Source organism: Streptomyces sp. UH6, from assembly GCF_013421635.1.
Lineage (GTDB): Bacteria > Actinomycetota > Actinomycetes > Streptomycetales > Streptomycetaceae > Streptomyces > Streptomyces abyssomicinicus.
On sequence record NZ_JACADT010000003.1, the window covers coordinates 1 to 25,019 of the forward strand.

22 protein-coding genes and 1 pseudogene are annotated in these 25,019 nt (G+C 72.2%); 13 read left to right on the top strand and 10 right to left on the bottom strand.

Annotated elements, in window-relative coordinates; all coding sequences use genetic code 11:
• Positions 1–187: 187 nt before the first annotated feature.
• Positions 188–793, bottom strand: coding sequence for a bifunctional 2-polyprenyl-6-hydroxyphenol methylase/3-demethylubiquinol 3-O-methyltransferase UbiG (locus HW445_RS00580; RefSeq protein ID WP_180219066.1), 606 nt, complete (start codon positions 791–793; stop codon positions 188–190).
• 280 nt (positions 794–1,073) lie between these two features.
• Between HW445_RS00580 and HW445_RS00585 the strand changes: the two genes are divergently transcribed.
• The 3 genes from HW445_RS00585 to HW445_RS00595 all read left to right on the top strand — a co-directional run bounded on the left by HW445_RS00585 (position 1,074) and on the right by HW445_RS00595 (position 5,123).
• Positions 1,074–1,751: an N-acetylmuramoyl-L-alanine amidase gene (locus HW445_RS00585; protein WP_180219035.1), complete on the top strand. Its 678-nt coding sequence runs from the start codon at positions 1,074–1,076 to the stop codon at positions 1,749–1,751.
• A 267-nt stretch (positions 1,752–2,018) separates the two neighbouring features.
• Positions 2,019–2,234, top strand: coding sequence for a hypothetical protein (locus HW445_RS00590; protein WP_180219036.1), 216 nt, complete (start codon positions 2,019–2,021; stop codon positions 2,232–2,234).
• Positions 2,235–2,315: 81 nt separating this feature from the next.
• The gene (locus HW445_RS00595; protein ID WP_180219037.1) at positions 2,316–5,123 is read left to right on the top strand and encodes a lanthionine synthetase LanC family protein; all 2,808 of its coding nucleotides are present in this window, start codon (positions 2,316–2,318) and stop codon (positions 5,121–5,123) included.
• Positions 5,124–5,213: 90 nt separating this feature from the next.
• Here HW445_RS00595 and HW445_RS00600 read toward each other — a convergent pair whose 3' ends face one another.
• The 4 genes from HW445_RS00600 to HW445_RS00615 all read right to left on the bottom strand — a co-directional run bounded on the left by HW445_RS00600 (position 5,214) and on the right by HW445_RS00615 (position 9,264).
• Positions 5,214–5,906, bottom strand: a complete 693-nt coding sequence (locus HW445_RS00600; RefSeq protein ID WP_180219067.1) for a response regulator transcription factor — start codon at positions 5,904–5,906, stop codon at positions 5,214–5,216.
• A gap of 57 nt (positions 5,907–5,963) precedes the next feature.
• Positions 5,964–7,259, bottom strand: coding sequence for a sensor histidine kinase (locus HW445_RS00605; RefSeq protein ID WP_374939597.1), 1,296 nt, complete (start codon positions 7,257–7,259; stop codon positions 5,964–5,966).
• A 25-nt stretch (positions 7,260–7,284) separates the two neighbouring features.
• Entirely contained in the window at positions 7,285–8,160 is an 876-nt protein-coding gene (locus HW445_RS00610) for a CPBP family intramembrane glutamic endopeptidase (RefSeq protein WP_180219039.1), read from the bottom strand.
• 102 nt (positions 8,161–8,262) lie between these two features.
• Positions 8,263–9,264, bottom strand: coding sequence for a YafY family protein (locus HW445_RS00615; RefSeq protein ID WP_180219040.1), 1,002 nt, complete (start codon positions 9,262–9,264; stop codon positions 8,263–8,265).
• Positions 9,265–9,375: 111 nt separating this feature from the next.
• On the opposite strand from HW445_RS00615, the gene HW445_RS00620 reads away from it, so the two are divergent.
• The 5 genes and pseudogenes from HW445_RS00620 (at position 9,376) to HW445_RS00640 (ending at position 13,122) form a co-directional block, all read left to right on the top strand.
• Positions 9,376–9,930 (top strand): NIPSNAP family protein, encoded by a 555-nt coding sequence (locus HW445_RS00620; protein ID WP_180219041.1) that lies wholly within the window; start codon positions 9,376–9,378, stop codon positions 9,928–9,930.
• A gap of 161 nt (positions 9,931–10,091) precedes the next feature.
• On the top strand, positions 10,092–10,574 hold the full coding sequence (locus HW445_RS00625; protein WP_180219042.1) for a hypothetical protein: 483 nt from the start codon (positions 10,092–10,094) through the stop codon (positions 10,572–10,574).
• A 171-nt stretch (positions 10,575–10,745) separates the two neighbouring features.
• The gene (locus HW445_RS00630) at positions 10,746–12,116 is read left to right on the top strand and encodes an SMI1/KNR4 family protein (RefSeq protein ID WP_180219043.1); all 1,371 of its coding nucleotides are present in this window, start codon (positions 10,746–10,748) and stop codon (positions 12,114–12,116) included.
• A 152-nt stretch (positions 12,117–12,268) separates the two neighbouring features.
• A pseudogene (locus HW445_RS34340) lies at positions 12,269–12,526 on the top strand (glycoside hydrolase family 6 protein); the annotation flags it as partial.
• 86 nt (positions 12,527–12,612) lie between these two features.
• Complete coding sequence (locus HW445_RS00640; protein ID WP_180219044.1) at positions 12,613–13,122, top strand: glycoside hydrolase family 6 protein; 510 nt, start codon at positions 12,613–12,615, stop codon at positions 13,120–13,122.
• A 222-nt stretch (positions 13,123–13,344) separates the two neighbouring features.
• Here the strand turns inward: HW445_RS00640 and HW445_RS00645 are convergent, their stop codons facing one another.
• Positions 13,345–13,770, bottom strand: a complete 426-nt coding sequence (locus HW445_RS00645) for an SSI family serine proteinase inhibitor (protein ID WP_180219045.1) — start codon at positions 13,768–13,770, stop codon at positions 13,345–13,347.
• A 396-nt stretch (positions 13,771–14,166) separates the two neighbouring features.
• Here HW445_RS00645 and HW445_RS00650 point away from each other — a divergent pair, with 396 nt between their 5' ends.
• From HW445_RS00650 to HW445_RS00660, 3 genes are all read left to right on the top strand, one after another.
• On the top strand, positions 14,167–14,478 hold the full coding sequence (locus HW445_RS00650; RefSeq protein WP_180219046.1) for a hypothetical protein: 312 nt from the start codon (positions 14,167–14,169) through the stop codon (positions 14,476–14,478).
• A gap of 168 nt (positions 14,479–14,646) precedes the next feature.
• Positions 14,647–15,822, top strand: coding sequence for a PP2C family protein-serine/threonine phosphatase (locus tag HW445_RS00655; RefSeq protein WP_180219047.1), 1,176 nt, complete (start codon positions 14,647–14,649; stop codon positions 15,820–15,822).
• 361 nt (positions 15,823–16,183) lie between these two features.
• Positions 16,184–16,948 carry an RNA ligase family protein gene (locus HW445_RS00660; RefSeq protein WP_308798012.1) on the top strand — a complete coding sequence of 255 codons (765 nt, stop codon included), beginning with the start codon at positions 16,184–16,186 and terminating at the stop codon, positions 16,946–16,948.
• A gap of 123 nt (positions 16,949–17,071) precedes the next feature.
• Here HW445_RS00660 and HW445_RS33040 read toward each other — a convergent pair whose 3' ends face one another.
• From HW445_RS33040 to HW445_RS00670, 3 genes are all read right to left on the bottom strand, one after another.
• Entirely contained in the window at positions 17,072–17,200 is a 129-nt protein-coding gene (locus tag HW445_RS33040; RefSeq protein WP_257230733.1) for a hypothetical protein, read from the bottom strand.
• 108 nt (positions 17,201–17,308) lie between these two features.
• Entirely contained in the window at positions 17,309–18,790 is a 1,482-nt protein-coding gene (pntB, locus tag HW445_RS00665) for a Re/Si-specific NAD(P)(+) transhydrogenase subunit beta (RefSeq protein ID WP_180219048.1), read from the bottom strand.
• A 6-nt stretch (positions 18,791–18,796) separates the two neighbouring features.
• Complete coding sequence (locus HW445_RS00670; RefSeq protein WP_180219049.1) at positions 18,797–20,362, bottom strand: Re/Si-specific NAD(P)(+) transhydrogenase subunit alpha; 1,566 nt, start codon at positions 20,360–20,362, stop codon at positions 18,797–18,799.
• A 1,084-nt stretch (positions 20,363–21,446) separates the two neighbouring features.
• Here HW445_RS00670 and HW445_RS00675 point away from each other — a divergent pair.
• Positions 21,447–22,754, top strand: coding sequence for an ATP-grasp domain-containing protein (locus HW445_RS00675; protein WP_180219050.1), 1,308 nt, complete (start codon positions 21,447–21,449; stop codon positions 22,752–22,754).
• Between the two features lie 181 nt (positions 22,755–22,935).
• Entirely contained in the window at positions 22,936–23,439 is a 504-nt protein-coding gene (locus HW445_RS00680; protein WP_180219051.1) for an N-acetyltransferase, read from the top strand.
• 250 nt (positions 23,440–23,689) lie between these two features.
• Here the strand turns inward: HW445_RS00680 and HW445_RS00685 are convergent, their stop codons facing one another.
• Positions 23,690–24,457: a calcium-binding protein gene (locus HW445_RS00685; RefSeq protein WP_180219052.1), complete on the bottom strand. Its 768-nt coding sequence runs from the start codon at positions 24,455–24,457 to the stop codon at positions 23,690–23,692.
• Positions 24,458–25,019: the final 562 nt, after the last annotated feature.

Genomic DNA, 25,019 nt, shown 5'->3' on the forward strand with positions numbered 1-25,019 from the left:
CCAGCCACGACCGCTGGCTGCGCAGGCGCTGGCAGGGGCGGGAGATCCAGGTCCGCCCCGACCGCGAGGGGTAGCTTCCCGTGCCGGGACCTGCCGCCGTGGCGCGCGGCCACGGGGCGGGTCCGCGGGCCCGACGCCCGGATCCGGAAGCGCCCGGACCGGAGCCCGGGGGCGCATGCCGTCTCCTTCAGCGGTGGTGGACGCTGACCGCGTATCCGCCGCCGTCGTAGGGGTCCGCGTCCCACGTCGCGAAGCGGTCGACGAGGGTGAGGCCCGCCGCACCGCAGTGGTCGTCGTACTGGCGCAGGGTGAGGCTGGGCGGCACCGGCAGGTGATCCGCGTCCAGGCCGAAGCCGGACACCAGCAGGCCGCCCGGACGCAGCGCCGCGGTCAGGCGCTCGAGCGCCGCGGCGACGGTTCCCTCGGCGACCAGCTGGAAGACGTTCCCCGCGACGACGACCAGGTCGAAGTCCGCGGCGACGCCGAGGGCCCGCGGGTCGAGGTCGGCCAGGTCGGCCTGGTACCAGGGCAGCTCCGGCGCCTCACGCCGGGCCACCGCCAGCATCGACGCGTCCAGGTCCACGCCGACGCAGTCGTACCCGAGCTCCGCCAGCCGGATCATGACCCGGCCGGTGCCGCACCCCGCGTCCAGCACCCGTGCCCCGGGCGGCACGAGCGCGGCGCAGAACCGCGCCTCCCCGTGCACGTCCTTGCCGCTGCGGGCCAGTGCGGCGAACCGTGCGGCGTAGTCCTCCCCGGACGTTCCCCCGGTCAAGTCGTTCCAACGGCTCATGCGGCTCATGCGGCTCACTATAGGTTCGCGCCGATCAACGGCCCCGGTCGCCCGGGGTCCGCCGCCCGCACCGAATCGCGCCGGGTGGGAGAGCGGCCTAGTCTCGTGAGAGGTGCGGTGCGTCCGTCCACGCCCGGAGCATGGCCAGGACCACGGAGTCCGGGCCACCGACCGCCCGGCGTCGTACGCCTCCCGCCCCGGACAAGAACCCCGCGGCCGCCGTCGGCCCTCGCGCCCGCCGTCGCGGGACCCCTTCCTGAGCAGGAACGCAGGGACCCTCATGACGCACGAACACGAACCCGGCTCCGAGGCGGAAGGCGGCCCGGAGAACGACCGGTATCTCCCCGACGCCGGCGCCGCCCCCGTTCACGCCACGGCAGGGGAGTCCGACGCCCCGCCCCTGCCGCGGGACGACGAGGAAGGGCCGGCCGCGAAGGTCCTCGTGGTGCAGATGGGCCATTGCTTCCGCACCTCGGGCGCCACCGGCACGCCCGGTGAGCAGGTGTTCGCGAAGGCGGTGGCCGACGCGTGTGCCGCAGAGCTGGCGAAGCCGGGCCCGCCGGGCCGGGAACTCTGGCACCTGCGGGTCATCAAGGCCGACGAGCCCGTGGAGCAGTACGCCGGTGACGCGTTCGTCGCCTTCCACTGCGACGGATCACTCCATCAGAGCGCACGGGGCGCGAGCGTCGGCTACCGCGACGCCGCCGGACAGTCCCTCGCGCAGGCGTGGAAGCACGCCTACGAGCAGCGCGGCTGGTCCGGTGGCTTCCGCGACGACAACTACACCGAGAACCTGAAGAAGTACTACGGCACCCGGAAGGCCGACGAGGCAGGAAATCGGCGCGCGTTCATCGCCGAGTGCGGGTTCCTCACCAATCAGCACGACAAGGCCCTCCTCACCGGACCGGGCGGCGTCGACCGTGTGGTCCACGCGCTGTTCGACGCACTGGGCGTCTGAACCCCGACCGTCACCCGTTCGGGCTAATGCCCGGCTTCCGGGTCTCGCCGTTCGCGCAGGCAGGGCGGACGGTCCCGCGTCTTTCGCCGGCAGCGGCCCGCCAACGGTGGCGTGGCGTCCGGTGGGGCGTTTGGCTGGATACACGGGTGCGGCCCAGCGGCACCGGCGCGTCGCACCGCGCCGGCTGCCCCCGGCCCGCATCCGTACGACGGAACACAAGACACCACGACACGACACGACACGACGAACCGCAAGGAGGGCAGTCCGATGGCCAACGAAGCCGGCGGGAACACCCCGCTCGACACGGTCAGGGAGAGCCTCGAGCAGGCGTTCTCCGACGTCAACCGTGTCCTCGGCCTGCAGGGACTGCGTGCCGAGGGGGCGGATTCGCCCCAGGCCCACGTGGGCGGAGCCAGCACCTATTCGATCGGCTGCAGCGCGTACAGCCTGGGATGCGGCGGCACCCGGACCATGGAGCAGTGAGGAGGTCCGATGCGACAACCACCCCGCCGAGGCCCCGGCACCTGCCCCGGCCTCGGCAGCGGCAGCGGCGGTTGAGGCGCCGTGGACCGCCTGGCGGGGACGGCCACCCATCACTACGGTCTCGTCGACTCCCGGTACTACGAGCCCCTCTCGCGGCGACCGATCACCCCCGAGTACCGCGACGCCCTCCACCGGCTGCTGCCGGAGGACTGGGCCCTGCGGCACGGCGACATCTGGTTGCACGCACTGCGCCCGCCGGACACGGCCCGCCGGGAGGCGGAGACGCCCGCCCAGGGCTTCAAGATCCACGTGTCCTCCTCCCCCGCGCACGCGCTGCGGCTCCTCGATCTCGTGGTGCCCGTCTGCGTGGACCACGGCGTGGCGTTCAAGACCGCCGCCGACCCGGTGCTGCTCGGCGTACTCAACTCCAAACTCCAGGAGCGCGGCCGGTCGGGCAAGTTCATGACCGTCTACCCTCCTGACGAACAGGTCTTCACCGAGCTGATCGAGGCGCTGTACCGGCGCACGGTCGACGAGGCGGTCGAAGGCCCGTACATCCTGTCGGACCGTCGCTACCGGGACAGCAGGGTGCTCTTCTACCGCTACGGCGGTTTCCGCCCGCCCCGGCGGCTCAACGTCGACGGCACCCAGAGCTTTCCTCTCACGTCGCCCACCGGCACGCACGTGGCCGACGAGCGCCTGCCGTACTTCCAGCTCCCCCACTGGGTCCGCGATCCCTTCGCCTCCCCTTCCGGGACCGCCCCCGGGGACGCCCCCGCGGACGGCCCGGACACGAACGGCCAGGAGGGTGATGGCCCCGAAGCTGACGGCACGGAGGGTGCCGGCACCGTGCTGCACGGCCGCTACCGCGTCGAGGGCGCGCTCGCCTTCTCCAACGCGGGCGGCGTGTACCACGGCACGGACACCCTCACCTCCGCCCCGGTCGTCGTCAAGGAAGCCCGCCGGCTCACCAACTCCTGGACGAGCGAGGACCGTACCTGGGACGCGGTCGACGTGCTGTGCCACGAGTACGACATGGTGTGCCACCTGCGAGGGCTGGACTTCGTCCCCCGGCCGGTCGACCTCTTCCGCGAGTGGGAGCACACCTTCCTGGTCGAGGAGCGCGTCGAGGGCATCGCCCTCCACGACTTCTGGGCACGGGACGACACCATCCTCGCCCCCTACATCCGCCGACAGGGGCGGCTGGACCGGTTCGTCCCCCGCTTCCGGGAAGTGGCCGAACGCCTGATCACGATGGTGGAGGAGGTACACGCGCGCGGTGTGCTGCTCGGCGACCTCTCCCCGAACAACATCCTGATCGACCCCGTGACCCTGCGCATGCGGTTCATCGACTTCGAGTGCGCCGTCCGCGAGGACGACGAGGCGGCGATGCTGGAGTACGGGGGGCGGCTGGGCACCCCCGGATTCGTCCACCCGGAGCGCCCCTCCCGCGACAGGCTGCTGCCGCACGACGACTGGTACGCCGTCGGCATGATCCTCTACGGCTGCGTGCTTCCGGTGACGGCGTTGTTCGGCCTCAACCCGGCGGCGGAGGAACGCTTCCTGGACGAGTTCGTCGCACTGGGGGTGCCGGCCCGGGTGAAGGCCCTGGTCACACATCTGACGGCCGGCTCCGTCGACGCGGCGAAGGCCGTACTCGCCACCTGGGACGAGGACGGGACCGACACCGGGGGCGCGTTCGGGGCGGGGCTGCGGCCGACGGCCGGCGGGGCCCCGCCGGAGCGGGCCCCGGACGGTCTCGTCCCGGAGGTGCACCGGACCCTGGACGGCCTGGTGGACGGCCTGCTGCGGACGGCGGACGACCGGCGCTCCGACCGTCTGTGGCCCTCCGACCCCATGGTCTTCGCGACCCACCCGCTCGGTGTCGCCCACGGCGCCTGCGGCCCGGCGCTCCTTCTGGACGCGGTGACCCGGGAGCCGCTGCCCGAGGAGATCACCTCCTGGATGCTGCGACGCCCCGTCGGCACGGACACCTGCCCGCCCGGTCTCTACCTCGGTCTCGCCGGCATCGCCTGGACCTTTCACGACCTCGGCCTGACGGACAGGGCCGAGGAGTTGATGGCGGCGCTGTACGCGTCCCCGCTGCTGTACGAGGAACCCGGTGTGTTCCTGGGGGCCGCCGGATGGGGCACGGCCGCCCTGCGCCTGCACGCCGCGACCGGGGCACAGGTCCACCTCGACCACGCCGTGCGGGCGGGCGAACACCTCCTCACCACCGCACAGCACGACGGCGCGACCTCCTACTGGCGGTGCGGCCTGGACGACTCGGTGCACCACGGCCACGGCTACGGCGCGAGCGGGATCGCGCTGTTCCTGCTCCACCTGCATCACGCGACCGGCGACGACCGCTACCGGTCCTGCGCCGTCCGCGCCCTGGAGTTCGACCTGGCGCACGCCACCGTCGGCGAGCTGGGCATGCAGTGGCCGCGGATCCGGGGCGGGACGGTCGTCTACCCGTACTGGATCCACGGCAGCGCAGGCGTCGGCAGCACGCTGGTGCGCTTCCACCATGTGCTCGGCGGGGAGCGCTACGGAGACCTCGCCCGGCGCGTCGCGGACGACACCTACGTCAAGTACACCTACACACCGGGGCTGTTCGAGGGCCTCTCCGGCATCGGCGAGTTCATGCTCGACATGCACTGCTTCACCGGTGAGGAGCGCTACCGCCGTCGTGCCCTCGACATCGCCGAGACCCTTCTGTGGTTCGCCGTCGAGAGCGAGGACGGCACGGCGTTCCCCGGCAGATCACTCACCCGCGTCTCCCACGACTACGCGACCGGCTCGGCCGGCGTCGGCCTGTTCCTGTCCCGCCTCGTCCGGCCCCGTGCCCGGGCGTTCGTCGACCTCGATGCGACGGCGCCGTCATGAACGCCGCCAACTCTTGTTTCCCCGGCAGCCGTTGACGCGAAGCCGGCCGGCGACGCCACCCTGCTGAAGTAGACCCGGACGCCCGCCCGTTCACCGCGTGCCGGACACCAGTCCTACGCGGTGGGCGAGGACGACGGCCTGGACGCGGTCGCGCAGGTTGAGTTTCGCCAGGATGCGCGACACGTAGGTCTTGACGGTCTCGGGCGTGATGAACATCGCCGCGGCGATCTCCGCGTTCGACAGCCCCTCGGCGATCAGCTGGAGCACTTCCAGCTCGCGGGGCGTCAGCGCGCGCACGACCTCCTGTCGGGCCGGCCGGGAGGGGTCGGCCGGCCGCAGGTGCCGGGCGTAGTGGCCGATGAGGTGGCGGGTGACGGCGGGTGCCAGCAGGGCCTCGCCCCGGGCGACGGTGCGGATGCCGTTGACCAGTTCCGCCGGAGGCGCGTCCTTGAGGAGGAAGCCGCTCGCTCCGGCGCGCAGCGCGTCGTAGACGTAGGCGTCGACGTTGAAGGTGGTGACGACGAGGATCTTCGGCGCGCCTTCGACGTCGGGACCGGCCAGTTGCCGCGTCGCCTCGATGCCGTCGAGCAGGGGCATCCGGATGTCCATCACGACCACCTCGGGGCGCAGCCTGCGCGCCGCATCCACCGCCTCGTGGCCGTTCTCGGCCTCTCCGACGACCTCCATGTCGGGCTGCGCGGAGAAGATGGTGGCGTAGCCGGTCCGCACCAGCGCCTGGTCGTCGCAGACGAGCACACGGATCGGCGGCGTCACGTCGCTCACGGGGTCACTCGCATCGCTCACGGGGTCACTCCTGCACACGGAGACCTGAACACCGGGTCACTCCTGAAGGGGCTTCGACGGAATCGTGGCGCGGACCTCGAACCCGCCCTCGGGCCGGGGACCGGCCTCCAGTTCACCACCGAGCATCCGCACCCGCGCACGCAGCCCGGCCAGCCCTCGCCCGCCCGCGGGGCCCGGTGTCCACGTGACGGGTGCGGCGAGCGGCCCGTCGGTGGTCACCTGGAGCTCGACGTGCTCCTCGCCGTGCCGGAGCAGCACCCGTGTCGGCTGTCCGGCCGCGTGCTTCATGGCGTTGGTGAGCGCCTCCTGCACCACCCGGTACGAGGCGAGTTCCACGTCCACGCTCCGCGGCCGCCGTTCGCCGCGCTCGCTGAACTCGACCGGCTGTCCCGACCGGCGGCCCTGCTCGACCAGGTCCGCCACGCGCCCCAGGGCCGGCGCCCGGTCTCCACGCTGCGGGCCCTCACGGAACAGGCCTTCACGCTCCGGTTCCCGGCGCGCCGGCTCCGCACGCGCGGACTCCGCACGCGCCAGGTCCTCGGACGCCGACTCGCCGGTCGCCTCCAGGACGCCGAGCAGGTACCGCAGTTCCGTCAGCGCACGACGACCGGTGTCGCTGACGGCCGTCAGCCCCTGGCCGGCACGGTCCGGGGCGGACGTGAGCAGGAACTGCGCCGCGTCGGCCTGGACCACCATGGCCGTCACGTGGTGGGTGACCACGTCGTGCAGCTCGCGGGCGATCCGCGCCCGCTCCGCGGCCGTGGCCGCCTCGGCAGCCGTCCGCCGCCGGTTCGCCTCTTCCGCGCGCCGCCCGCGCACCGTGCTCCCCACCAGCCATACCGCGGCCGGGGCCACGTAGAACGCGAGGTAGTCCGGTACCGACTGCGGTGAGCCGAAGCGGTCGAGGACGACGGCCAGCACGACGTAGCCCGAACTCGCCACCACGGCCGCATCACGGCGGAAGCGGACCTGGTGGGCCCCGGCGGAGTACAGGGCCAGGTACAGCCCCATGCTCGCGAACGTGGTCGTGAAGCCCAACGCCTGGTGCACGGCGAACGCGCCCGCGACGACGGCCAGACAGGCGGCGGGCCATCTGCGGCGGACCGCCAGCGGCAGGGTCTGCGCCAGGACCAGCCCGACGCCCAGCGGGCTCGCCGGCCGCTCGGGCAGATCGCCGATCTGCGCGCCGAGGTGGGACAGCGTCGGAACGGCCGTCAGCAGGGTGAGCGTCAGGGCGAGGACGCCGTCCTTGAGGAAGACGCTCCGCTCCTGCCACCACTCGACCGGCACGTGGAGCGGCGAGAGGCTCCCGGGTGCCTGCTGGGACATCACTTCCCCTTCCTCCGACCGGCCGGTCTCAGTGGCCCGCCCGTCGGCGGTTCTTGACGCCACCGTTCCGACGGGCGAGGACGAGCATCGTGACGGCGAGGGCCACACCGATGAGGGCGGCCACGGTCGACGTCTCCATGCCGAAGCCGCCTCCGGTCAGGAGGTCGGAGCCGTGGACGTCGACGGTGAACAGGCCTTCGGGGGTGTGTCCGGAGACCGGGATGCCGAGCAGCTGTTCCGTGGTGTTCCAGGCGAAGTGCAGGCCCACGACGAACCAGATACTACGCCGCCACAGGAACGCGGCGCCGAGCAGGAGTCCCGCCTCCAGTGCGATCGCCAGGCCGCTCCAGGCGCTCGCCCCCGGGGCGCCCACGTGGGCGACGCCGAAGAACAGCGAGGTGATCACGAGGGCGGCCCGGCTGCCCCACATCTGCTCCAGGGCCTGCAGGGCAAGACCGCGGAACATCAACTCCTCGGTGACCGCGGCGCCGATCTGCACCGTGACCGCGGCCCAGCCGACCGACATGACGCCGTTGCCCGCCCAGGAGAACGAGTAGCCTCCGAACGCCGTGATCAGGAGGGCGGAGACGAGGATGAAGCCCAGCCCGATCCCGCCGCCGAGCAGCGCCTCCCGGCCTGCGCCGTGCCAGGCCGTCTCCGGCGTGGAGCGCCGCGCCACACGGCGCATGACCAGCCAGTACACGGCCCACGCTGCCGCGGCGCCCAGCACCGGTACCGGGCCGCGTCCGGTCGCGGTCAGGCCCGCGACCAGGCCGACGCCGACCATCCCCGTCAGCATCCAGCCGAGCGGCGAGCGCGCGATCCGGCGGAGACGGCCGCCGTCTTCGTCACGGTCCTCGTCCCGGCCGGAGCCTTCCTGCTGTGCGGCGGACGTCGTGTCCATGGTGCCCTCCCAGGGGTGGCCGCCCCTGCGGCGACCTCACGACCACGCTAGAAATCCCGCGGCGCCCGCGAATCACCCGCGTGTGGACAGCTCCTGTAGCTCTCACGGGGGATGCGCCACGCCGCGCGCTCCGGGGACTGCCGGGCCGCTTCCCCGGCCTTGCGCCTCGCGGCGTCCGTCGTAGCGGTCGGCGAGGGCTCGTGCCGTCTCCGCGATGCGATCGCGCAGTTCGGCCGGTGCCACGACCTCGACATCGGTGCCCAGTCCCAGGAACTCCCGGTGGGCGTGATCGACCGACTCGATGGGCACGCGGGCCTCCGTCCATCCGCCGTCGGCCGCGGGTGTGACGCCGAGGCGGCGGGCACCCTCCGGGGTGAGCCGTACCAGCGCCTGCGAGGTGTGCAGTCGCGCTCGGAAACCGGCCAGGTGGGCATCCCAGTACGCGGCCAGGCGGAACCCGTCCGGAGCGGCGAACTCCTCATCCAGGGGCCGGAGTTCGAGGATCTGGTCCACTCGATAGGTGCGGACCCCGGAAGGCCCGCCGGCGACCGTGTACCAGCGGCCGGCCTTGAGGACGAGCCCGTACGGCTCCACCCGTCGCTCGATCTCCTCCGGCGCCCGCCAGCGCCGGTACCGCAGGACCACAGCCCGGTGCGTCCACACCGCGGTGGCGACGGCGGCCAGGTGAGGCACCGGGTCGGTGTCGCCGTACCAGCCGGGGGCGTCGAGCAGGAAGCGTTCCTGGATCCGCGCGGCGTGTTCGCGCAGCTGCGCCGGGAGGGCTGCCCGCAGCTTGAGCTGGGCGGTGGCGAGGGCCTCGCCGAGGCCCAGCTCGGCGGCGGTGCCGGGGAGTGCGGCGAGGAACGCCGCCTGCGCCTCGTCCGCCGTCAGTCCGGTGAGCCGGGTCCGGTAGCCTTCGACCAGCCGGTAGCCACCCGCGTGTCCGGCTTCACCGTACAAGGGGATACCGGCGGCGCCGAGCGCCTCGACGTCCCGGTAGACGGTCCGGACGGAGACCTCCAGTTCCCCGGCCAGCTGCCGGGCCGTCATCCGGCCCCGGTGCTGGAGCAGCAGGAGCAGGGTGACCAGACGACTCGCACGCATGCCGGTCAGTATCCGGTCCACTGACAGGAGATGTCAGCGGACCGGCCCTAACCTGCGGCGCATGGACGACACCTGGTCCTCGGACCGCACGCACACCGGGAAGGCCACCGCATGAGCATCGTCGAACTCCGGCAGTACACCCTGCGTCCCGGCGCCCGGGAGACCCTGATCGAGCTGTTCGAGCGCGAGTTCGTGACCGGTCAGCAGGCGGTCGGCATCACCGTCGGCGGCCGGTTCCGTGACCTGGACGACCCGGACCGCTTCGTCTGGCTGCGCGCCTTCCCGGACATGGCACACCGCCGGCGCATGCTGGAGGCGTTCTACACCGGTCCGGTCTGGCAGGAGCACCGCGACGCGGCCAACGCCACCATGCTCGACAGTGACGACGTCCTCCTGCTGCGGGGGCCGGGCTTCCTGCCGGAGCCGGGGACGACCCGGGTGCCGGCGACCGTCTGCCACCCCACCGACACGGCCGGCTTCGACGCGTACGCGGCCCGGCACCTGGGCCCGGGCCACGCGCTGCACCGCACCGAGCACGCCGAGAACGACTTCCCCCGCCTGCCCGTGCGGACCGGTGAGGACGTCCGGGTATGGTTCGGCCCGGCCGAGCCGGCGCCGTGGCCGTCCCGACGGCTGCGGCTGGAACCCGTGCGGGAGCGGCCCTGATCCGTTTCGTCCGGACCGGCGGGCTGACCCCAGGAAGAGGCAACCATGTGGCGCCGGGCGTAGTCCTACCGGTGTGCCCCTCCCCTGATCCTGCGTGGCCGTGGCAGCACGGCACACCTCGAAGGCCGGTCGCTCCTGCTGGAGCAGAACGGCCTGCCGCCGTGACAGCCTTCGTCTCGGCGGTGACCTCGGTGCTGCCCGAGGGACGAGCTGCTCTCGACGGCATGGAGCTGGTGACCGAGGTGACGCCCGAGGCCCCGGCATGGCGTCTGTTCCTGACACGGCACTCCGTGGCGGTCACCGCGGCCGGGTGCATGGTGGTCCTCCGGGTCGTCCTCGTGCGGCATGTCGCGGTGACCGGAGAGCCCGGGCAGTGGCTCCTGCCCGTCTTCGGGGCGCCGCTGCTGCTCGCCGCAGGCCGACGGGAACGCACCTCCGTGGGCAGCGGGAAGATCTTCAGCCGCGACCCGCGCAGGATCGAGGTGCGCTACGACCCACGCCACCCCGACAAGCTCTACGCCCCTCAGCCCGCGCTCCTGTACGTCGTCGTCGGGGTCGTCGTCACGCCCATGCTGGCGGGCCTCCTCGCCCTGGGGCTGTCGCTCACGCTCGGGCAGCTCGTCGACACGCTCACAGCGGGTTGACGCACCTGCGGGACGGTCGTTCCGTTCCGCCGGGACACCACCTCCAGCCACCCGCGGTGGCACCGCGCCGGGCACAGGAGGACAGCTGAGCGGTGTGTACGAGCACCTCGTGATGTCGGTGCCCCCCGCCATAATGCGGGATCATCGAGCACACGTTCTGGAGGCCGGCTCGTGCCCGCACTGCATGACTTCACCACCTGGCAGCCCCTGCTGCGCCTGTTGTACGCCGCCCACGCGGAAGCGCTCACGGCGCCCGGCGGGCATGTGGCGGGGCAGATCGGTCCCGGAGGGTGGAGTGTTCCGCTGCCCTTCCGGGCGCCGCGGCCGGGGCGCGCCTCGCAGGTCTCCGACAACCAGGAGCAGTTCGACGCCGTGGGCCGGCTCGTCGACGCGCTCAAGGAGAACGGGGACGCCGATGTCTCCTTCGTGGTGGAGGCCTCTCCTCTTCCCGGCGGCGTCCGGCTGCACCTGATCAGCCTGGGCTCCTCCGCCGAACCGGGGGTCGCGACCGCGCACCCGGGCACGCTCCTCCTTGCCGACGGAGCGCTGCCCGAGCCGGTACGCCGCCTGCCCGAGCCGGTGCCGGGAGCGGGGCCGGCACCGTCCGCGGACGGGGAGCTGCTCCGGCGCACACTGCGCGAACGGCTCCCGGGAGCGGTGGGAGCCTCCGCCGAGGAGATCGCGGCGGCCGAGGCGCGTCTGGGCGTGCCGCTGCCCGCCGAGTTGAGGTCCCTGTACCAGGTCGTCCGGGGCCGGTACGAGGACTGGGACGACCTCCGGGAGCCGTACGACACCGTCGGCTGCGAGCTCCTCCCGCTCGACGAGGTGTACGTCGCCGACGCGGCCTCCCGGCATGTGCTGTGGAAGTTCGGCGCCATGGAGGCGGTCGTGACGGGGCCGGAGGACGCCGTGCAGGGGCTCGTCGGTTCGCCGGGCTGGATAGTCTTCGGTGACAACGGCGGCGGGGACCGGATCGCCGTCGACCTCACACCGGGTCCCGACGGGCACGTCGGGCAGGTGATCATCATCGGTCACGAGGGGAACATCGGAGCGGGCCTGGTCGCCGACTCCCTCACCGACATGGTCGTGCACCGTCACTTCGACGGCCGACCGGTCAGGACGGTCGAACGGCCGCCACTCGTCGCCCACGTCAACCACCGCTCCGTCCCCAGCATCGAGGCCGCGGCCCACCCTGGCCTGGAGGTCCTCAGTCTCGGGGTCTGGAAGAAGGAACCTCTCAGCCTCTCCCCCGTCTTCGGCCTGCCGCGCCTTCGGACCCTCTCGGCCCGTCCCGGTACTCTCGCCGATCCCCGTGAGATCGCGCGGCTCACCCATCTCGAGTACCTGGAACTCCCGCCCGCGGAATGGCGCGCCCTCCTCGACGCGGGGGCTGTGCCCCCGGGGCTTCTCGCCGCCGGCATCGAGGCCCACCGGCAGCGGGACAATCCGCTGCGGACCATCGACCTCGCGAACGAGATCCTCGCCCTCCATGGCCGGCCGCCGGTCGCCGACGTCACCGTGCTGGAGGGGGTGGCCTCGTAGGAGCGGTGGAGAGGCGTGCCGTGGAGAGGCGTGCCGCGAGGGCGTGCCTCTGCGGCGGTGGAGCGGTACGTGGACGCTCCCTCCCGGCACCTTGACGCGTCAGGCGGGCTCCCCGAGCTTGGTCACGAGCAGCCCTCCCCCGACGACGTGGCGTGGGCGACGCAGGGGCTCGACTCGCCGGAGCAGAGGACCGATGTGCTCGGCCGGGCCTGCGCGGCCATCTGGACCGGGCGCTCCGTCAGGCGTCCGGGCGCAGCGGCTTCGTCTTCCAGGTGGTCCTCCACAACCTCCCCGGCCGCGCGTGCGTCCACGCCGCCCGGCAGGGCGAACCCGGGCCCGGCGAACTCGAGGCGTACAAGGCGCGGTACGTCGACCCGATCGCCGCGATCCTCGGCCACCCGAAGTACGCCGCGCTGCGGATCGTGACCGTCGTCGAGCCCGGTTCGGTGCTGGACCTGGCCATGAACGCCGTCGACTCGCCGAGCCGTTCGCCCTTGTGCCGGACGATCCTGGGCAACGGCGACTACGTCACGGCATCGGGTACGCCCTGGCCAGGCTGGGGGCCGTCGCGCACACCTACAACCACCTCGACGCCGGGCACCACGCCGCCCTCGGGTATCCCTGCACCGCCGGGCCCTACGTGGAACTCCTGCGGCAGGCCGCTCCGGCCTCCGGCAGCACCCCCGGCAACGTCCACGGCGTCATCGCCGACACCGCCGAGTACTTCGCGCTGCACGAGCCGTACTTCTCGGCCGGCGACGTCGTGAACGGCGCTCCGGTCCACCGGTCGAGGTGGGTGGACCGGAACTCCTACGTCGTCGAGTTGCCGTTCGTGCACGACCTCCGCGCCGGTCTGGTCGACGGCGGATTCCCCGTCGGGATCGGGGCTCTGATCGGCACCTCCCGCAACGGCTGGGGCGGTCCGGCCCGGCCGTCGGGCCCGGGCCCGACGACGAGTGTGGACGCCTACGTGGACGGCAGCCGCGTCGACCGGTGCGATGCGTGACGCACCGCCGTACGGCGGTTGGTTCCCTGCCGCGTTCGGCAATTGGTGCGCAACGCCCACCCGCCGCCGACGGGCTGAGGCGACCTGCTGGTGTTCCGACGGGCGACCCCGCCTCGGGCAGCAGCAGCCACAGCCCCACGAGAGCGCCGCCGGCAGGTCGAACCCAGCGGCCCGCTGGCCGCCCCGGACCTCTTCGGAACGGCTGCGGGCGGGGTGGCCGGATCAGAACCGGAACACGTAGTTGCTGAGGATCGAGGCGTCGCAGTCGCCGCCGTACGTCTTGGTGAAGGACACCGGCTGCAGGCGCCAGGTGCCGGTGACGGTGACGGTGACGGGCCTCCAGACCGGAGGACAGCCGGTGTTCGGAACGTAGGGGAGCTTGTCGAACCGTCCGTCGACGGCGATGAGTTTGGTGCACGCGTCCTCGGCCGTCGGATGGGTCCCGCCGGTGGATTCGCACCGGAGGGTGACCTGCCTGCTCGAGCCGTCGGACAAGGTGGTCTTGGTGATGGTCAGGTTCGTCAGGGAGAAGGAGGCGGACGAAGCCGCGGAAGGCGTGGAAGCCTGGTCCGCCGCCGCGGCCGGTACGACGGACCCTGCCGTCGCGGCGAGGCCCGCGGCCAGGAGAATTCCGAGTCTGCTTCTCATGTTCCTCCGATCGTCGGCACTTTGTTCCGCTGAGCACCAAAATCGCGCGCCCGGAGGCTCCGGACAAGGCGGACATCAGCCTCTTTCACCGCCGCCGGCTCGTCGCGTGGCACGGCGTAACCCGGGTCAGGGGGTGAGGAAGCCCGCGCGCTGTCGCCGCCCGGCCCGCGTCCGCCCACCGCCGGGCGGTGTCCGACGCCCCTCAACCCCGGCTGAGGGGGAGCGCTGCCCGAGATGTCCCGCGCGCGGCCTCGGCGTATCTCCCGCGGGGAAGGGTGACGCCCGCGGGGGGAGGTGAAAGGGTGTCCGGTGGCCGGGGCAGACGGCTCCGGGTGACACGCCCGGGCAGTCGTTCCCGGTGTCACTGCGGCGCACGCCGGTCCGAGGAAGGCACTCATGACGAGGTTCCCCAGTTCCGACCCGGTCACCCCCGTCCCCGACGAGGGCCGACTGGCCACGGTCGGCCGCACCCTCTTCGCCAGGCTCGCGGCCGACCCGGTGTTGCGCGTCGTGGCCCTCCCCGACGGCCTCGGCGTCTGCCTCGTGCACACCGTCCGCGGCGGCGGCAAGATCTACGTCGCGCCCGACGAGACGGCCCTCTTCGTGGGCTCCGCGGTCGATTTCCAGGCCGGTCTCGCGGCGTTCCGGGACGGCGCGCGCACGCCACCCGAGAAGTTCGGCGTCGACCGGCAGGCCGCGGGCACCTGATCGCTCCCCCGGTCGCCGTTGCCGGCCCACCCGGCAACCGCGTGGTGAAGGCCGCCAAGGCCGCCACCCCGGGCGGAGCCCGGGCTCGGGCCCGCAAAGGAGGGTCCGTCCGGACGTCCCTCGCGCGGCTTCGGCGCTCGGAGCGGCGCGGTCGCCAGACTACGGACCATGAGTCGATCGTCAGCTGCTGGCTCCTCCCTTGCCAAGATCGGTGCGAACGACGGCGCACACGGACCTCTCCTGCTGCGCCTGGCACGGTGGGGGTGGCTGGTCCCTGGCCTCTTCCTGATCGGGGTGGTGGTCCTGGGCGTGTGGGCCTGGCCCTCCCCCGATGCCGACAACTGGCTGCTGATGGTTCCCCTCCTGGCGGCGGCCCTGTGCTCGGTGCGGGTGACGGCACTGTTCAGCTGCGCGGTCCTGCTGGTGAACCGGCTGGTCCCGGTCGCCCTGTCGACTCCGAGCCCGCGCCTGAACGGCCTCCTCCTCGATCTGTGCGTGGGCATCCTCGCGGTGCTGGTCGCGGTGCTGCGTTCCCGCACCCGGGCGTACATGACGCACTTGCAGAACGCGCTGCTCACCGCCCGCCAGGTCGTCGTACGACCCATCCCGCTCGGCTGGGGCGGTGTGGAGTCCTCCACCGCCTACCTGCCCGCGGACACCGAGTCCCGGATGAGCGGAGATTTCTACGACATCCTGACCACCCCTCATGGCACCAGGCTGGTACTGGGCGACGTGCAGGGCAAGGGACTGGCCGCGCTGTCGACAGCCGGAGCGGTGGTCGGCGCCTTCCGCGAGGCCGGGTACCACGAGGCCGACCTCGCGGTGCTCGCCGCGCGGTTGGACGACAGCCTGCGCCGCCACAACACGCTCATGGCCGCGAACGACAGCGGCCACGAGCCGCGGTTCGTCACCGCCGTGGTCATCGCCTTCCTCGAGGACGGGACGCACGCGGACGTGATCAACTTCGGGCACGAGGGCCCGCTCGTGTTCGGACGCGAGGGAATGCGTCAGCTTCCGCAGGAGCGCAACCCTCCCCTGGGCCTGATCGAACTGACCGGTACCCGGACACGGATCGACCGCGTCCGGCTGGAGAGGGAAGAGACCGTGCTGCTGGTGACCGACGGCGTCACCGAAGCCAGGAACAAGCAGGGCGACTTCTTCCCCCTCTCGGCGTGGGCGGACCAGCTGGCCCGCACCTCGGCCGACGGGACTCCGCCGCCCCCGCACGTCCTGCTGAACCGACTGGTGAAGGCGCTCACCGCCCACACCTCGGGGCACCTGGACGACGACGCCACCCTGCTCGCCGTACGCCGGCCGACGACAAGCCGCAGCGTGACGGACTGACGGTCTGCCGGCGCCGCGCCCTGCCCGGCCTCGGGCCGCGGGTGGACCCGTCGTCGACGGACGGTCCCCGGACTCCCCCGGGACGTCACCCGCGGCGGCGATGCCACGATGATCGCCATCGGCGCCTTCCTGCCGGTGGACCCCAGGTTCCCGCTGGTGGACCTGGCCCGCCGAGGATCCCGTCCCACCCCACCCCACACGCACCCGAAGGACACGGGCTCGCGGAAAACCGGTTCCCACCAGGTCGTCTTCGGCCTGACACTGGCGTCGAACGCGGTGCTCGCACCGGGCAGGCTCACCTGCCCCTGCCCGCGCCGACCGACGGACGACCGTCCCGCAACCCGAGCTGGAGCCACCCGCCGTGACCGCACCCGACCTCGCCGCCCTCAACAGCGCGACGAAGTACCCGAGCATCCCCACCTACCACCGCCTGGACCCGAAGAACGGCAACCTCCTCGAGGACCGGACCCCTTTCACGGGTGATGTCCTCCTCACCGAGAAGGTCGACGGCACCAACGGGCGGATCGTCCTGCTCCCCGACGGCGACTACTTCATCGGCTCGCGCGAGGAACTCCTGCACGCGCGAGGCGACCGCGTCCACAACCCCGCCCTCGGCATCGTCGACGAGCTGAGGCCGCTCGCCGACCGGCTCGAGCCCCGCGACGCGCACGGCCGCGTCACCGTGTTCTTCCTCGAGGTGTACGGCCGCAAGATCGGCGGCGCGGCCAAGCAGTACACCGGCGGGAACGGGGTCGGCCACCGTCTGTTCGACGTCGCGCTCCTGCGGCCCGATGTCCTCGACCGGGGTCTCGAACAGATATCGTCCTGGCGCGACGCCGGCGGTCAGGACTTCGGCGACGAGGCCGCCCTCCAGGAGATCGCCGGCACCCACGGCATCCCCCTCGTCCCCCGCCTCACGACGGTCCCCGGCGGCGAGCTCCCCGCAGGCGTCGACGGCATGGCCGCCTTCCTCGCCGAGCGTCTGCCCGCCACCCGGGTCGCCCTCGACGACGAAGCCGGCGGCACACCGGAGGGCATCGTCTTGCGTACCCCCGACCGGTCCGTCATCGCCAAGGCGCGCTTCCAGGACTACGCGCGCACGTTGAAGCGCCGGGCACGGCGCTGAACCCACGCGTGGGGAGCCTCCGCGGCCACCCCCGGCGTCGCCCGCCGCAGCGCCTGCCGGTCGGCACCGCCGACCGGCAGAGCGGCACGTGGGCGGGCAGGCTCCTCGTCCCCTTCCGCTCCGTCACGCCACGGGCTGTCGGTCCATGGCCGCCTCCAGAAGCACGGTGACCGACGGCGCGCCCACACCGATGACCCATCCCGCCAGAGACATCGCGAACTCGTCGGCGCCGCGATCGTCGTCGGGCCCCACCCGCCGTCGGCCACTCCCTCGACCTGAGCGCGATGCCGGGCCGGCGGACATCGACGCTTCCGTCCCCCGTCAGGCTCGCCGCCCCTGCCGGTGGATCGCGGACTCAGTTCACCGGCGGACCGTCGCCAGCCCGCCGTCGTCGCCCGCCGTCCGGCTCGAGTCCGCCCGGCGCGGGCCGTCGCCGAGGGCGCGCAGGATGTCCTCGACGCTCTGCTTGGCGTCGCCGAAGAGCATGCTGCTGTTCTCGCGGAAGAACAGCGGGTTCTGCACGCCCGCGTAGCCGGAGGCCATGGACCGCTTGAAGACGACGACCTGCTCCGCGTCCCAGACCCGCAGGACCGGCATGCCCGCGATCGGGCTGGCCGGATCGTCCAACGCCGCAGGGTTGACGGTGTCGTTGGCGCCGATGACCAGTACCACGGACGTGTCGGCGAAGTCGTCGTTGATCTCGTCCATCTCCAGGACGACGTCGTACGGCACCTTCGCCTCGGCCAGGAGCACGTTCATGTGTCCCGGCAGACGACCGGCGACAGGGTGCACGCCGAAACGCACCTGGACACCCCGATCCCGCAGTCGGCGCGTCAGTTCGGCGACCGGGTGCTGGGCCTGGGCGACGGCCATGCCGTAGCCAGGGGTGATGATCACCGAGCGGGCCTGCGCCAGCGCCTCGGCCACCTCCTCGGCGCGCGTCTCGCGGTGTTCGCCCTGCTCCTCGCCCCCGCCGGACGGTGCCTCGATGCCGAACCCGCCCGCGATGACGGAGAGGAAGGAACGGTTCATGGCCTTGCACATGATGTAGGACAGGTAGGCGCCGGAGGAGCCGACCAGCGCGCCGGTGACGATGAGCAGGTCGTTGTCGAGCAGGAATCCCGCCGCGGCCGCCGCCCAGCCCGAGTAGCTGTTCAGCATGGAGACGACGACGGGCATGTCGCCGCCGCCGATCGAGGCGACGAGATGCCAGCCGAGCGCCAGCGCCAGTACCGTCACCGCGATCATCAACGCCAGGCTCGGGCTGATCACGAACCAGACGGTGAGCAGCACGAAGACGCCGAGCGCGCCCAGGTTGAGCGCGTTCTTGCCCGGCAGCACCAGCGGACGGGAGTTGATGCGCGCCGACAGTTTCAGGTACGCGACGATCGAGCCGGTGAAGGTGACCGCGCCGATGAAGATGCCGATGAACACCTCGGCGTGGTGGATGCCCAGCAGGCCGGCGTCGGCGAGGGCCTGGCGCGCCCTGTCGTCGGTCTCCGCCTCCAGGTAGCTGTTCCAGCCCACGAACACCGCGGCCAGGCCGACGAAGCTGTGCAACACCGCGATCAGTTCGGGCATCTGCGTCATCTCGACCCGGCGCGCCTGCCACAGCCCGATCACCGCGCCGAGCAGCATCGCGGGCACGATCAGCGCGAGCGCGCGGGCGGTGCCGGACTGCGCCGCCACCACGGCGGTGGCGACCAGCGCGAGCGCCATGCCGGCGATGCCGTACACGACACCGGCTCGCGACGTGCGGTGCTGGGACAGCCCGGCCAGGCTGAGGATGAAGAGCAGGGCGGCGACCAGGTCCGCCGCGTGAGAGGCCGTCAGGGAGGTCATCTCGGCTCAGCCTTTCGAGAACATGGAGAGCATGCGGCGGGTGACGGCGAAGCCGCCGAAGATGTTGACGCTCGTCAGCAGGATCGCCGTGAAGGACAGGACGGTGACGACGGTGCTCTCGTGGCCGATCTGGAGCAGGGCACCGACCACGATGATTCCGGAGATCGCGTTGGTCACCGACATGAGCGGTGTGTGGAGCGCGTGGTGCACCTTCCCGATGACGTAGTAGCCGATCACCACGGCGAGGGTGAACACCGTGAAGTTCTGGGCGAGTTGGGCGGGGGCGAAGGCCACCAGCAGGAACATCGCCAGCATGCCGAGCCCGATCAGGCCGAAGCGTCCCGCGCGTGTGGAGCGGGACGGCTCCTTCCCCGCATCGGTGGGGGTGGTCGCGGTCTGCGCGGCGGGGGCGGCCGGGGCGGCCGACACCGCGACGGGCGGGGGCGGCCAGGTGACGTCGCCGTCGCGGACCACGGTCACGGCCCGCTGCACCACGTCGTCGAAGTCGATCGACAGCTGTCCGTCCTTGCCGGGGGTGAGCAGCTTGACCAGGTTCAGCACGTTGGTACCGAACAGCTGTGAGGCCTGGGCGGGCAGCCGGGAGGCCAGGTCGGTGTAGCCGAGGAGGGTGACGCCGTTGTCGGTCACCACCGCCCGCCCCGGCACCGTCCCCTCGACGTTGCCGCCCTGGGCCGCCGCCATGTCGACGACGACGCTGCCCGGCTTCATGACGGCGACGTCCTCGGCCGTCAGCAGGCGCGGCGCCGGCCGCCCCGGGATCAGCGCGGTGGTGATCACGATGTCCACGTCGCCGGCCTGTTCGTGGTAGAGCTCGGCGGCGGCGCGGTCGTAGTCGGCGGAGGTCGCCTTGGCGTAGCCGTCGGTGCTCGCCTCCTGGTCCACGTCCACCGCGAGGTACTCGCCGCCCAGTGACTTGACCTGGTCCGCGACCTCCGGCCGGGGGTCGGTGGCGCGCACGATCGCGCCGAGGCTGGACGCGGCGCCGATCGCCGCGAGACCGGCCACACCCGCGCCCGCCACCAGAACCTTCGCCGGCGGCACCTTGCCCGCCGCGGTGACCTGGCCGGTGAAGAACCGTCCGAAGACGTGGGCGGCCTCGATGACCGCGCGGTATCCGGCGATGTTCGCCATCGAGGACAGCACGTCCATCGACTGCGCGCGGGAGATGCGCGGCACCACGTCGAGGGCGAGGGCGGTCACGCCGGCGGCGGACAGCACCTCCAGCAGCTCGGGCTTCTGCGCCGGGGCCAGCAGACCCACGACGGTGGCGCCCGACCGCAGCCGCGCGATCTCCGGCTCGGAGGGGGCGTTCACCTTCAGGACGACATCCGCGTCCCAGGCCTCGCCGATTCCGGCACCGGCCTCGGCGTACGCCTGATCGGTGAAGCCGGAGGCCTCACCGGCCCCGGGTTCGACGACGACCTCGTAGCCGAGCTTCAGCAGCGAACGCACGGTCGTGGGTGTCGCCGCGACCCGTGTCTCCCCGTGGACGGACTCGACCACAACGCCTATGCGCTGGGGATGACGGTGCGTGGGTTCTTGGGCAGACATGTCCTGTATCTCTCGTCGGAAGAGGGCATGAGGGTGATCTGCGTGCGGGGAGGGCGTACGGCACCTCCCTTTGATCGCTGGAACCTACCGGCCGCACAGGTGCGGGCCAACGAGAGCGGACGGTGATGTGTTTCACCCTTGTGGTACAGGCCCTGGACGGTGGAACGGGCGACACCGAACCGGAAAGGCACTCCGACGGCGCACGCCCGACTGACCGACAGCGCGGCCCGGTATGCCCTGACAGGTCCTTCCTCGTCCGCGCCCTCGACAAACGGGCCTCGGCCCCTGCCGCGTGCAGAAGGGGCGCCTGGCCATGGCCCTCTTCTCGCAGCGCGGTTCCTCGGCCAGGACCGTCAAGGGCTCGTGAAGCCGGGGCCGGGGGCCGGTCGAGACGCTGTCTTCCATGCCTCGAGCCGTTGTGAGTTCGTATCCCGGCCCGCCGACGGGCAGGCAAGGAGGGCAGACGTCCTCTCCACCGACGGTCGGGGCCCAGGCCTTGCCGGGCGCCAGGCCGCCCTCCCCCGCGAACCGCAGGTCGACCGTCCCGGCGAGTACCTCGTCGCCGCCCACCCGGATCCCGAAGGTCCGGAGCGACCCCGCGGTGTCCCACTGGTCCTGACAGTGCCGGATGTAGGTCTCGAAGCCCTCACGCGTGCCGGGACCGCCGTTGAGCCAGCGAACGAGCAGCTCGTCCTCCGCCGCCAGCTGCGCGTCGACGTCGCCCAGGCGCAAGGGGGACGGAGTGACGATCCCGTCGGAGAGCCTGCCTTCACGCATCCGGTGAATTTCGACCCCGGCACCCGGTCGTGCCACCGGTTTCCGCGGTACGGCAAGTTCGTCCCTCCGGTCCGATCCGGCCCCGTACCGGGGGCGGAGATGGATACGCTCCTGGAGCCCGGTGCGCGCCGCCAGGGGGGAGCACGTATGCGACGCGTCGGGCTGCATCTGCGTCACCGCGCGTCCGCCGACGAGGCCCACGCGCGGCCGGCCGAGGCGATCGGCCGGCGGCCCGCCGACACGGCGTGGACCTGACGCCCCCACCAAGCCCACCGAACCCGCCGAACCATCCGAGAGGAACACAGGCATGTCCGCACCGACCTCCGCGTCCCCGGACGCTTCCACGTCTTCGGCGTCGCCGCCCGAGCACGTCCTCGTCGTGGGTACGGGTCGTGACTTCCCGGCACGACTGCGCGCCGCGCTGCCCGGCACCCGCACCACGGTGATCTGCCACCTCGACTACATAGGCAAGGTCCAGGAGCCGGGCGCGAACGCCCGGGTCGTCGGCGTCCGCGGCGACGCCCCGGACGAGGAGTGGATCGCCCTCGCGGCAGCCGCACACGCCGTCGACCCGTTCACCCGGATCGGCACCTTCGGGGAACGCGACCAGGGACGGTACGCGGCCATCGCGGAAGCGCTCGGGCTGCCGGCCCACAGCGCGGAGACGGTCACCCTCGTCCACGACAAGGCCGCCATGCGGGCCCGTCTGGCCGAGCGCGGCGTGGACACGACGGCCTCCGCCCGCGTCGGTGACCTTGCCGCACTGCGTGCCTTCGTCCGCTCCGTGGGCGGCCCCTGTGTGGTGAAGCCGGTGTCCAGCTCCGGCAGCGCGGGCGTCGCCAAGGTGTCCGGCGAGAGCGATCTGGCCACCGCGTTCGAGCTCGCCGCCGGCAGCTACCTGGGCCTGACCAGCGCCGGCGTCCTGGTGGAGGAGTTCCTGTCGGGCCCGCAGTTCAGCGTGGAGGCCTTCTCCGAGGGCGGCGAGCACCTGGTGATCGCGGTGACGCGCAAGTACTCCGACCCGGCGGGGTTCGTGGAACTGGGGCATGTCTCACCGGCCGACGTCCCGGCGGACACGAGGGCGGAGATCGAGGCGTACGTGACGACCGTCCTGGAGGCCGTGGGCATCGAGTTCGGCCCCTCGCACACGGAGGTCGTCCTCACGCCGGCCGGTCCCCGGGTGATCGAGACCCACATCCGCATGGGCGGCGACATGATCCCGACGCTGGCGCTGGAGGCGACCGGAGTCGACATCGACGACTGCACGGCACGGCAGGCACTGGGCGAGAAGGTGCTGCCCGGCATACGGGCGCGGCTCGCTGAGGGTAGCGGCCAGGGCTGCTCGGCCATCTGGTTCGCCTCGGTCGCCGCCTCCGGCACGCTGGAGGAGATCGTGGGCCTGGAGGAGGCCCGCGCCTTATCCGGTGTGACGGAGGTGGAGCCGATGGTCCGCCCGGGTACGGAGGTGGGCGGCCTGGAGAGTTCGGAGTCGCGGCTCGCGTACGCGCGCGCCCTGGCCCCGACGGAGGAGGAGGCGGTGCGCGCGGCGAAGGCGGCGGCGACGGCTCTGGAGTTCCGTCTGCGGGTGCGCACCCCGGACATCGAGACGGTGTAACGGAGGCCGCGGGGCCACCAGCGCCGCGCGGCTCACGGCTCCGGTGTCCAGGGGCGCGCCCGGGAGTGCCGCAGAAGGAGCGTCGACCTGCGCTGTCGCAGGCCGGACGCCTCTTCTGCGGCTTCCTCGGCGGGCGAAATTCAGGGGAGCCGCCGACCGTGCGCTGCTACGGTCGGGCGCCATGAGCTGGCTTCCCGATGACTTCGTCCATCCCGTCCTGGTGCCGCTGCCGGACGGTGGCCATCACCTGCGGCCGATCCGGGAGGCGGACACCCCACTCGATTATCCGGCGGTGATGGGTTCGCGCGAGCGGCTGTGGAGCATCTACGGCCCGGCCTGGGGCTGGCCCGCGGCCACCATGACCTATGAGGCCGACCAGGCCGACCTGCTGCGCCACGAGCAGGAGATCTCCGCACACCAGTCCTTCAACTACGCGCTGTTCGACGCGGCTGAGACGGTTCTGCTCGGCTGCGTCTACATCGACCCGCCGGAGAAGGCAGGCGCCGACGCCGAGATCTCCTGGTGGGTGGTGGACGAGCTGGTGGGCAGCGACCTCGAGCAGGACCTCGACGCGCTGGTGCCGCGGTGGATAGCCGCCGATTGGCCGCTCGAGCAGCCGCGCTACATCGGCCGCGAGATCTCGTGGTCGGACTGGCTCGCCCTGCCGGAGCATCCTGACACGTGAGGGAAGGTCGCGGCACCGGCAGGGACTCACCAGGCCGGTGCCGCGGTCATGACCTCGTAGGTGTTCCGCGCACCTCCGACGCGGTCCCGGAGGGGAAGTGAGGAGCGGACCCGGCTCCTACCCGGGTGGCGGTACGCCGACAGCGGTGGCTCGGTGCGCGCCACACCGTCGGCGCCACGGGCCAGCGCCAGAGCCAGAGCCGGGGCCCGGGCCAGGGTGAGGGCCAGGACCCTTCGGCCTGGGGGCTCACTTACGAGAGGACGATGTTGCGGCCCGGTCCGCCCTTGAGGACGTCCTTCCCGGAACCACCGAGGATCAGGTCGTTGTCGCCCTCGCCCTCCAGTGTGTCGTTGCCGGGTCCGCCGAGGATGACGTCTCGGCCGTCCCCGCCCGTGGCGTGGTCGTCGCCCTGGCCGGCGTACACGACGTCGTCACCGCCGTACCCGTGAAGCATGTCGTTGCCCCGGCCGCCCCACATCTGCTGGTTGCCGTTGTCGCCCATCAGTTCGTCCATGCCGTCGCCGCCGTACAGGGCCGCGGCTCCCATGACCATGTCGTTCCCGGCGTCGCCCAGCACCGTACGCGCGGTGTGGGCGTGCAGTTCGTCGTCCCCGGGGCCTCCGCTGACGGTGCCCATCCCGGGGTCGAACGCGGAGATCGTGTCGTCGCCGTCACCGAGGAAGACGTCGATCTTGTCGGGCCGGGGGCCGTCGACGGGCAGTTCGCAGGTGACGGAGGTGTTGTCCCCTTCTCTGGAGTAGGCGCAGTGGTCGCCCGGATCGAGCGGGACCACGTCGGTGAAGCCGATCCGGCGGACCCCGTCAGCGGTGTACATGGAGAAGATCTGGAGGTCGTTGGCCTGCCCGTCAGCGGCGGTGAAGACGATCGACTGAGTGTCCCAGTCGGCGCCGACGCGCGCTTTCGCCTCCTCGGGGGCGGCGGCTGCCGGGCCGCCGGCCAACCCGGCGGCGAGCAGGGCCACGGCGACGGCGCGGACGGTAACTCGGTTTCGGTTCATGGGGGGGCCTCGTTTCGGGTGTGGTGACGGTGGATCGAGTTGCCGGACTTTCCTCACGGCCGTCCGCCCGGTCCCCCGGAAACACCCCGCACCTGCTGCTCCGCATGGGCGAATGAATGGTCGCCACTGTCGAATTCGCCTCACCACCAGTCGGAATGCCGACGCACTGCGGGGGCATTCCGACAGCCGCCCTGCATGCCGTTCCGCGGCGTGGTGACGGCCTCGGCGGTGTGGGCGGTGTGGGCGGTTTCGGACAACAGCATTGACCCGGCGTCGGCGGTCAACTCGGACCACCTGCGCGGGTCAGGAAGTTCCTGTGGTCGAACCCGGGTGAGTGAGGAGTGTTCGGGGTGGGGGTTTCGTCCTGGGCATGAGACATCGCGGAGTTGACGGGCGGCCGGGGAAGGCCGGGCAACACGGGTGAGCAAGACGGCGGGACACGCCCCGGTGGGCTGACGGGGCCGAGGCGTCTCCATGGCAGTTACGTGCCCACGTCGTACGACGAGCCGGTGGGGGGCCGGCCGGCGCGCGTCTGCCGTGCGATCGGGCGCGTTCCCACCAG

Excerpts from the sequence above, each read along its gene's own strand:
- HW445_RS00590 (WP_180219036.1), top strand. The coding sequence starts at position 2,019 with ATGGCCAACGAAGCCGGCGGGAACACCCCGCTCGACACGGTCAGGGAG.
- HW445_RS00610 (WP_180219039.1), bottom strand. The coding sequence starts at position 8,160 with ATGGACACGACGTCCGCCGCACAGCAGGAAGGCTCCGGCCGGGACGAG.
- HW445_RS00670 (WP_180219049.1), bottom strand. The coding sequence starts at position 20,362 with ATGTCTGCCCAAGAACCCACGCACCGTCATCCCCAGCGCATAGGCGTT.
- pntB (WP_180219048.1), bottom strand. The coding sequence starts at position 18,790 with ATGACCTCCCTGACGGCCTCTCACGCGGCGGACCTGGTCGCCGCCCTG.
- HW445_RS00650 (WP_180219046.1), top strand. The coding sequence starts at position 14,167 with ATGACGAGGTTCCCCAGTTCCGACCCGGTCACCCCCGTCCCCGACGAG.
- HW445_RS00620 (WP_180219041.1), top strand. The coding sequence starts at position 9,376 with ATGAGCATCGTCGAACTCCGGCAGTACACCCTGCGTCCCGGCGCCCGG.
- HW445_RS00585 (WP_180219035.1), top strand. The coding sequence starts at position 1,074 with ATGACGCACGAACACGAACCCGGCTCCGAGGCGGAAGGCGGCCCGGAG.
- HW445_RS00680 (WP_180219051.1), top strand. The coding sequence starts at position 22,936 with ATGAGCTGGCTTCCCGATGACTTCGTCCATCCCGTCCTGGTGCCGCTG.
- HW445_RS00675 (WP_180219050.1), top strand. The coding sequence starts at position 21,447 with ATGTCCGCACCGACCTCCGCGTCCCCGGACGCTTCCACGTCTTCGGCG.
- HW445_RS00615 (WP_180219040.1), bottom strand. The coding sequence starts at position 9,264 with ATGCGTGCGAGTCGTCTGGTCACCCTGCTCCTGCTGCTCCAGCACCGG.
- HW445_RS00655 (WP_180219047.1), top strand. The coding sequence starts at position 14,647 with ATGAGTCGATCGTCAGCTGCTGGCTCCTCCCTTGCCAAGATCGGTGCG.
- HW445_RS00580 (WP_180219066.1), bottom strand. The coding sequence starts at position 793 with ATGAGCCGTTGGAACGACTTGACCGGGGGAACGTCCGGGGAGGACTAC.
- HW445_RS00685 (WP_180219052.1), bottom strand. The coding sequence starts at position 24,457 with ATGAACCGAAACCGAGTTACCGTCCGCGCCGTCGCCGTGGCCCTGCTC.
- HW445_RS00645 (WP_180219045.1), bottom strand. The coding sequence starts at position 13,770 with ATGAGAAGCAGACTCGGAATTCTCCTGGCCGCGGGCCTCGCCGCGACG.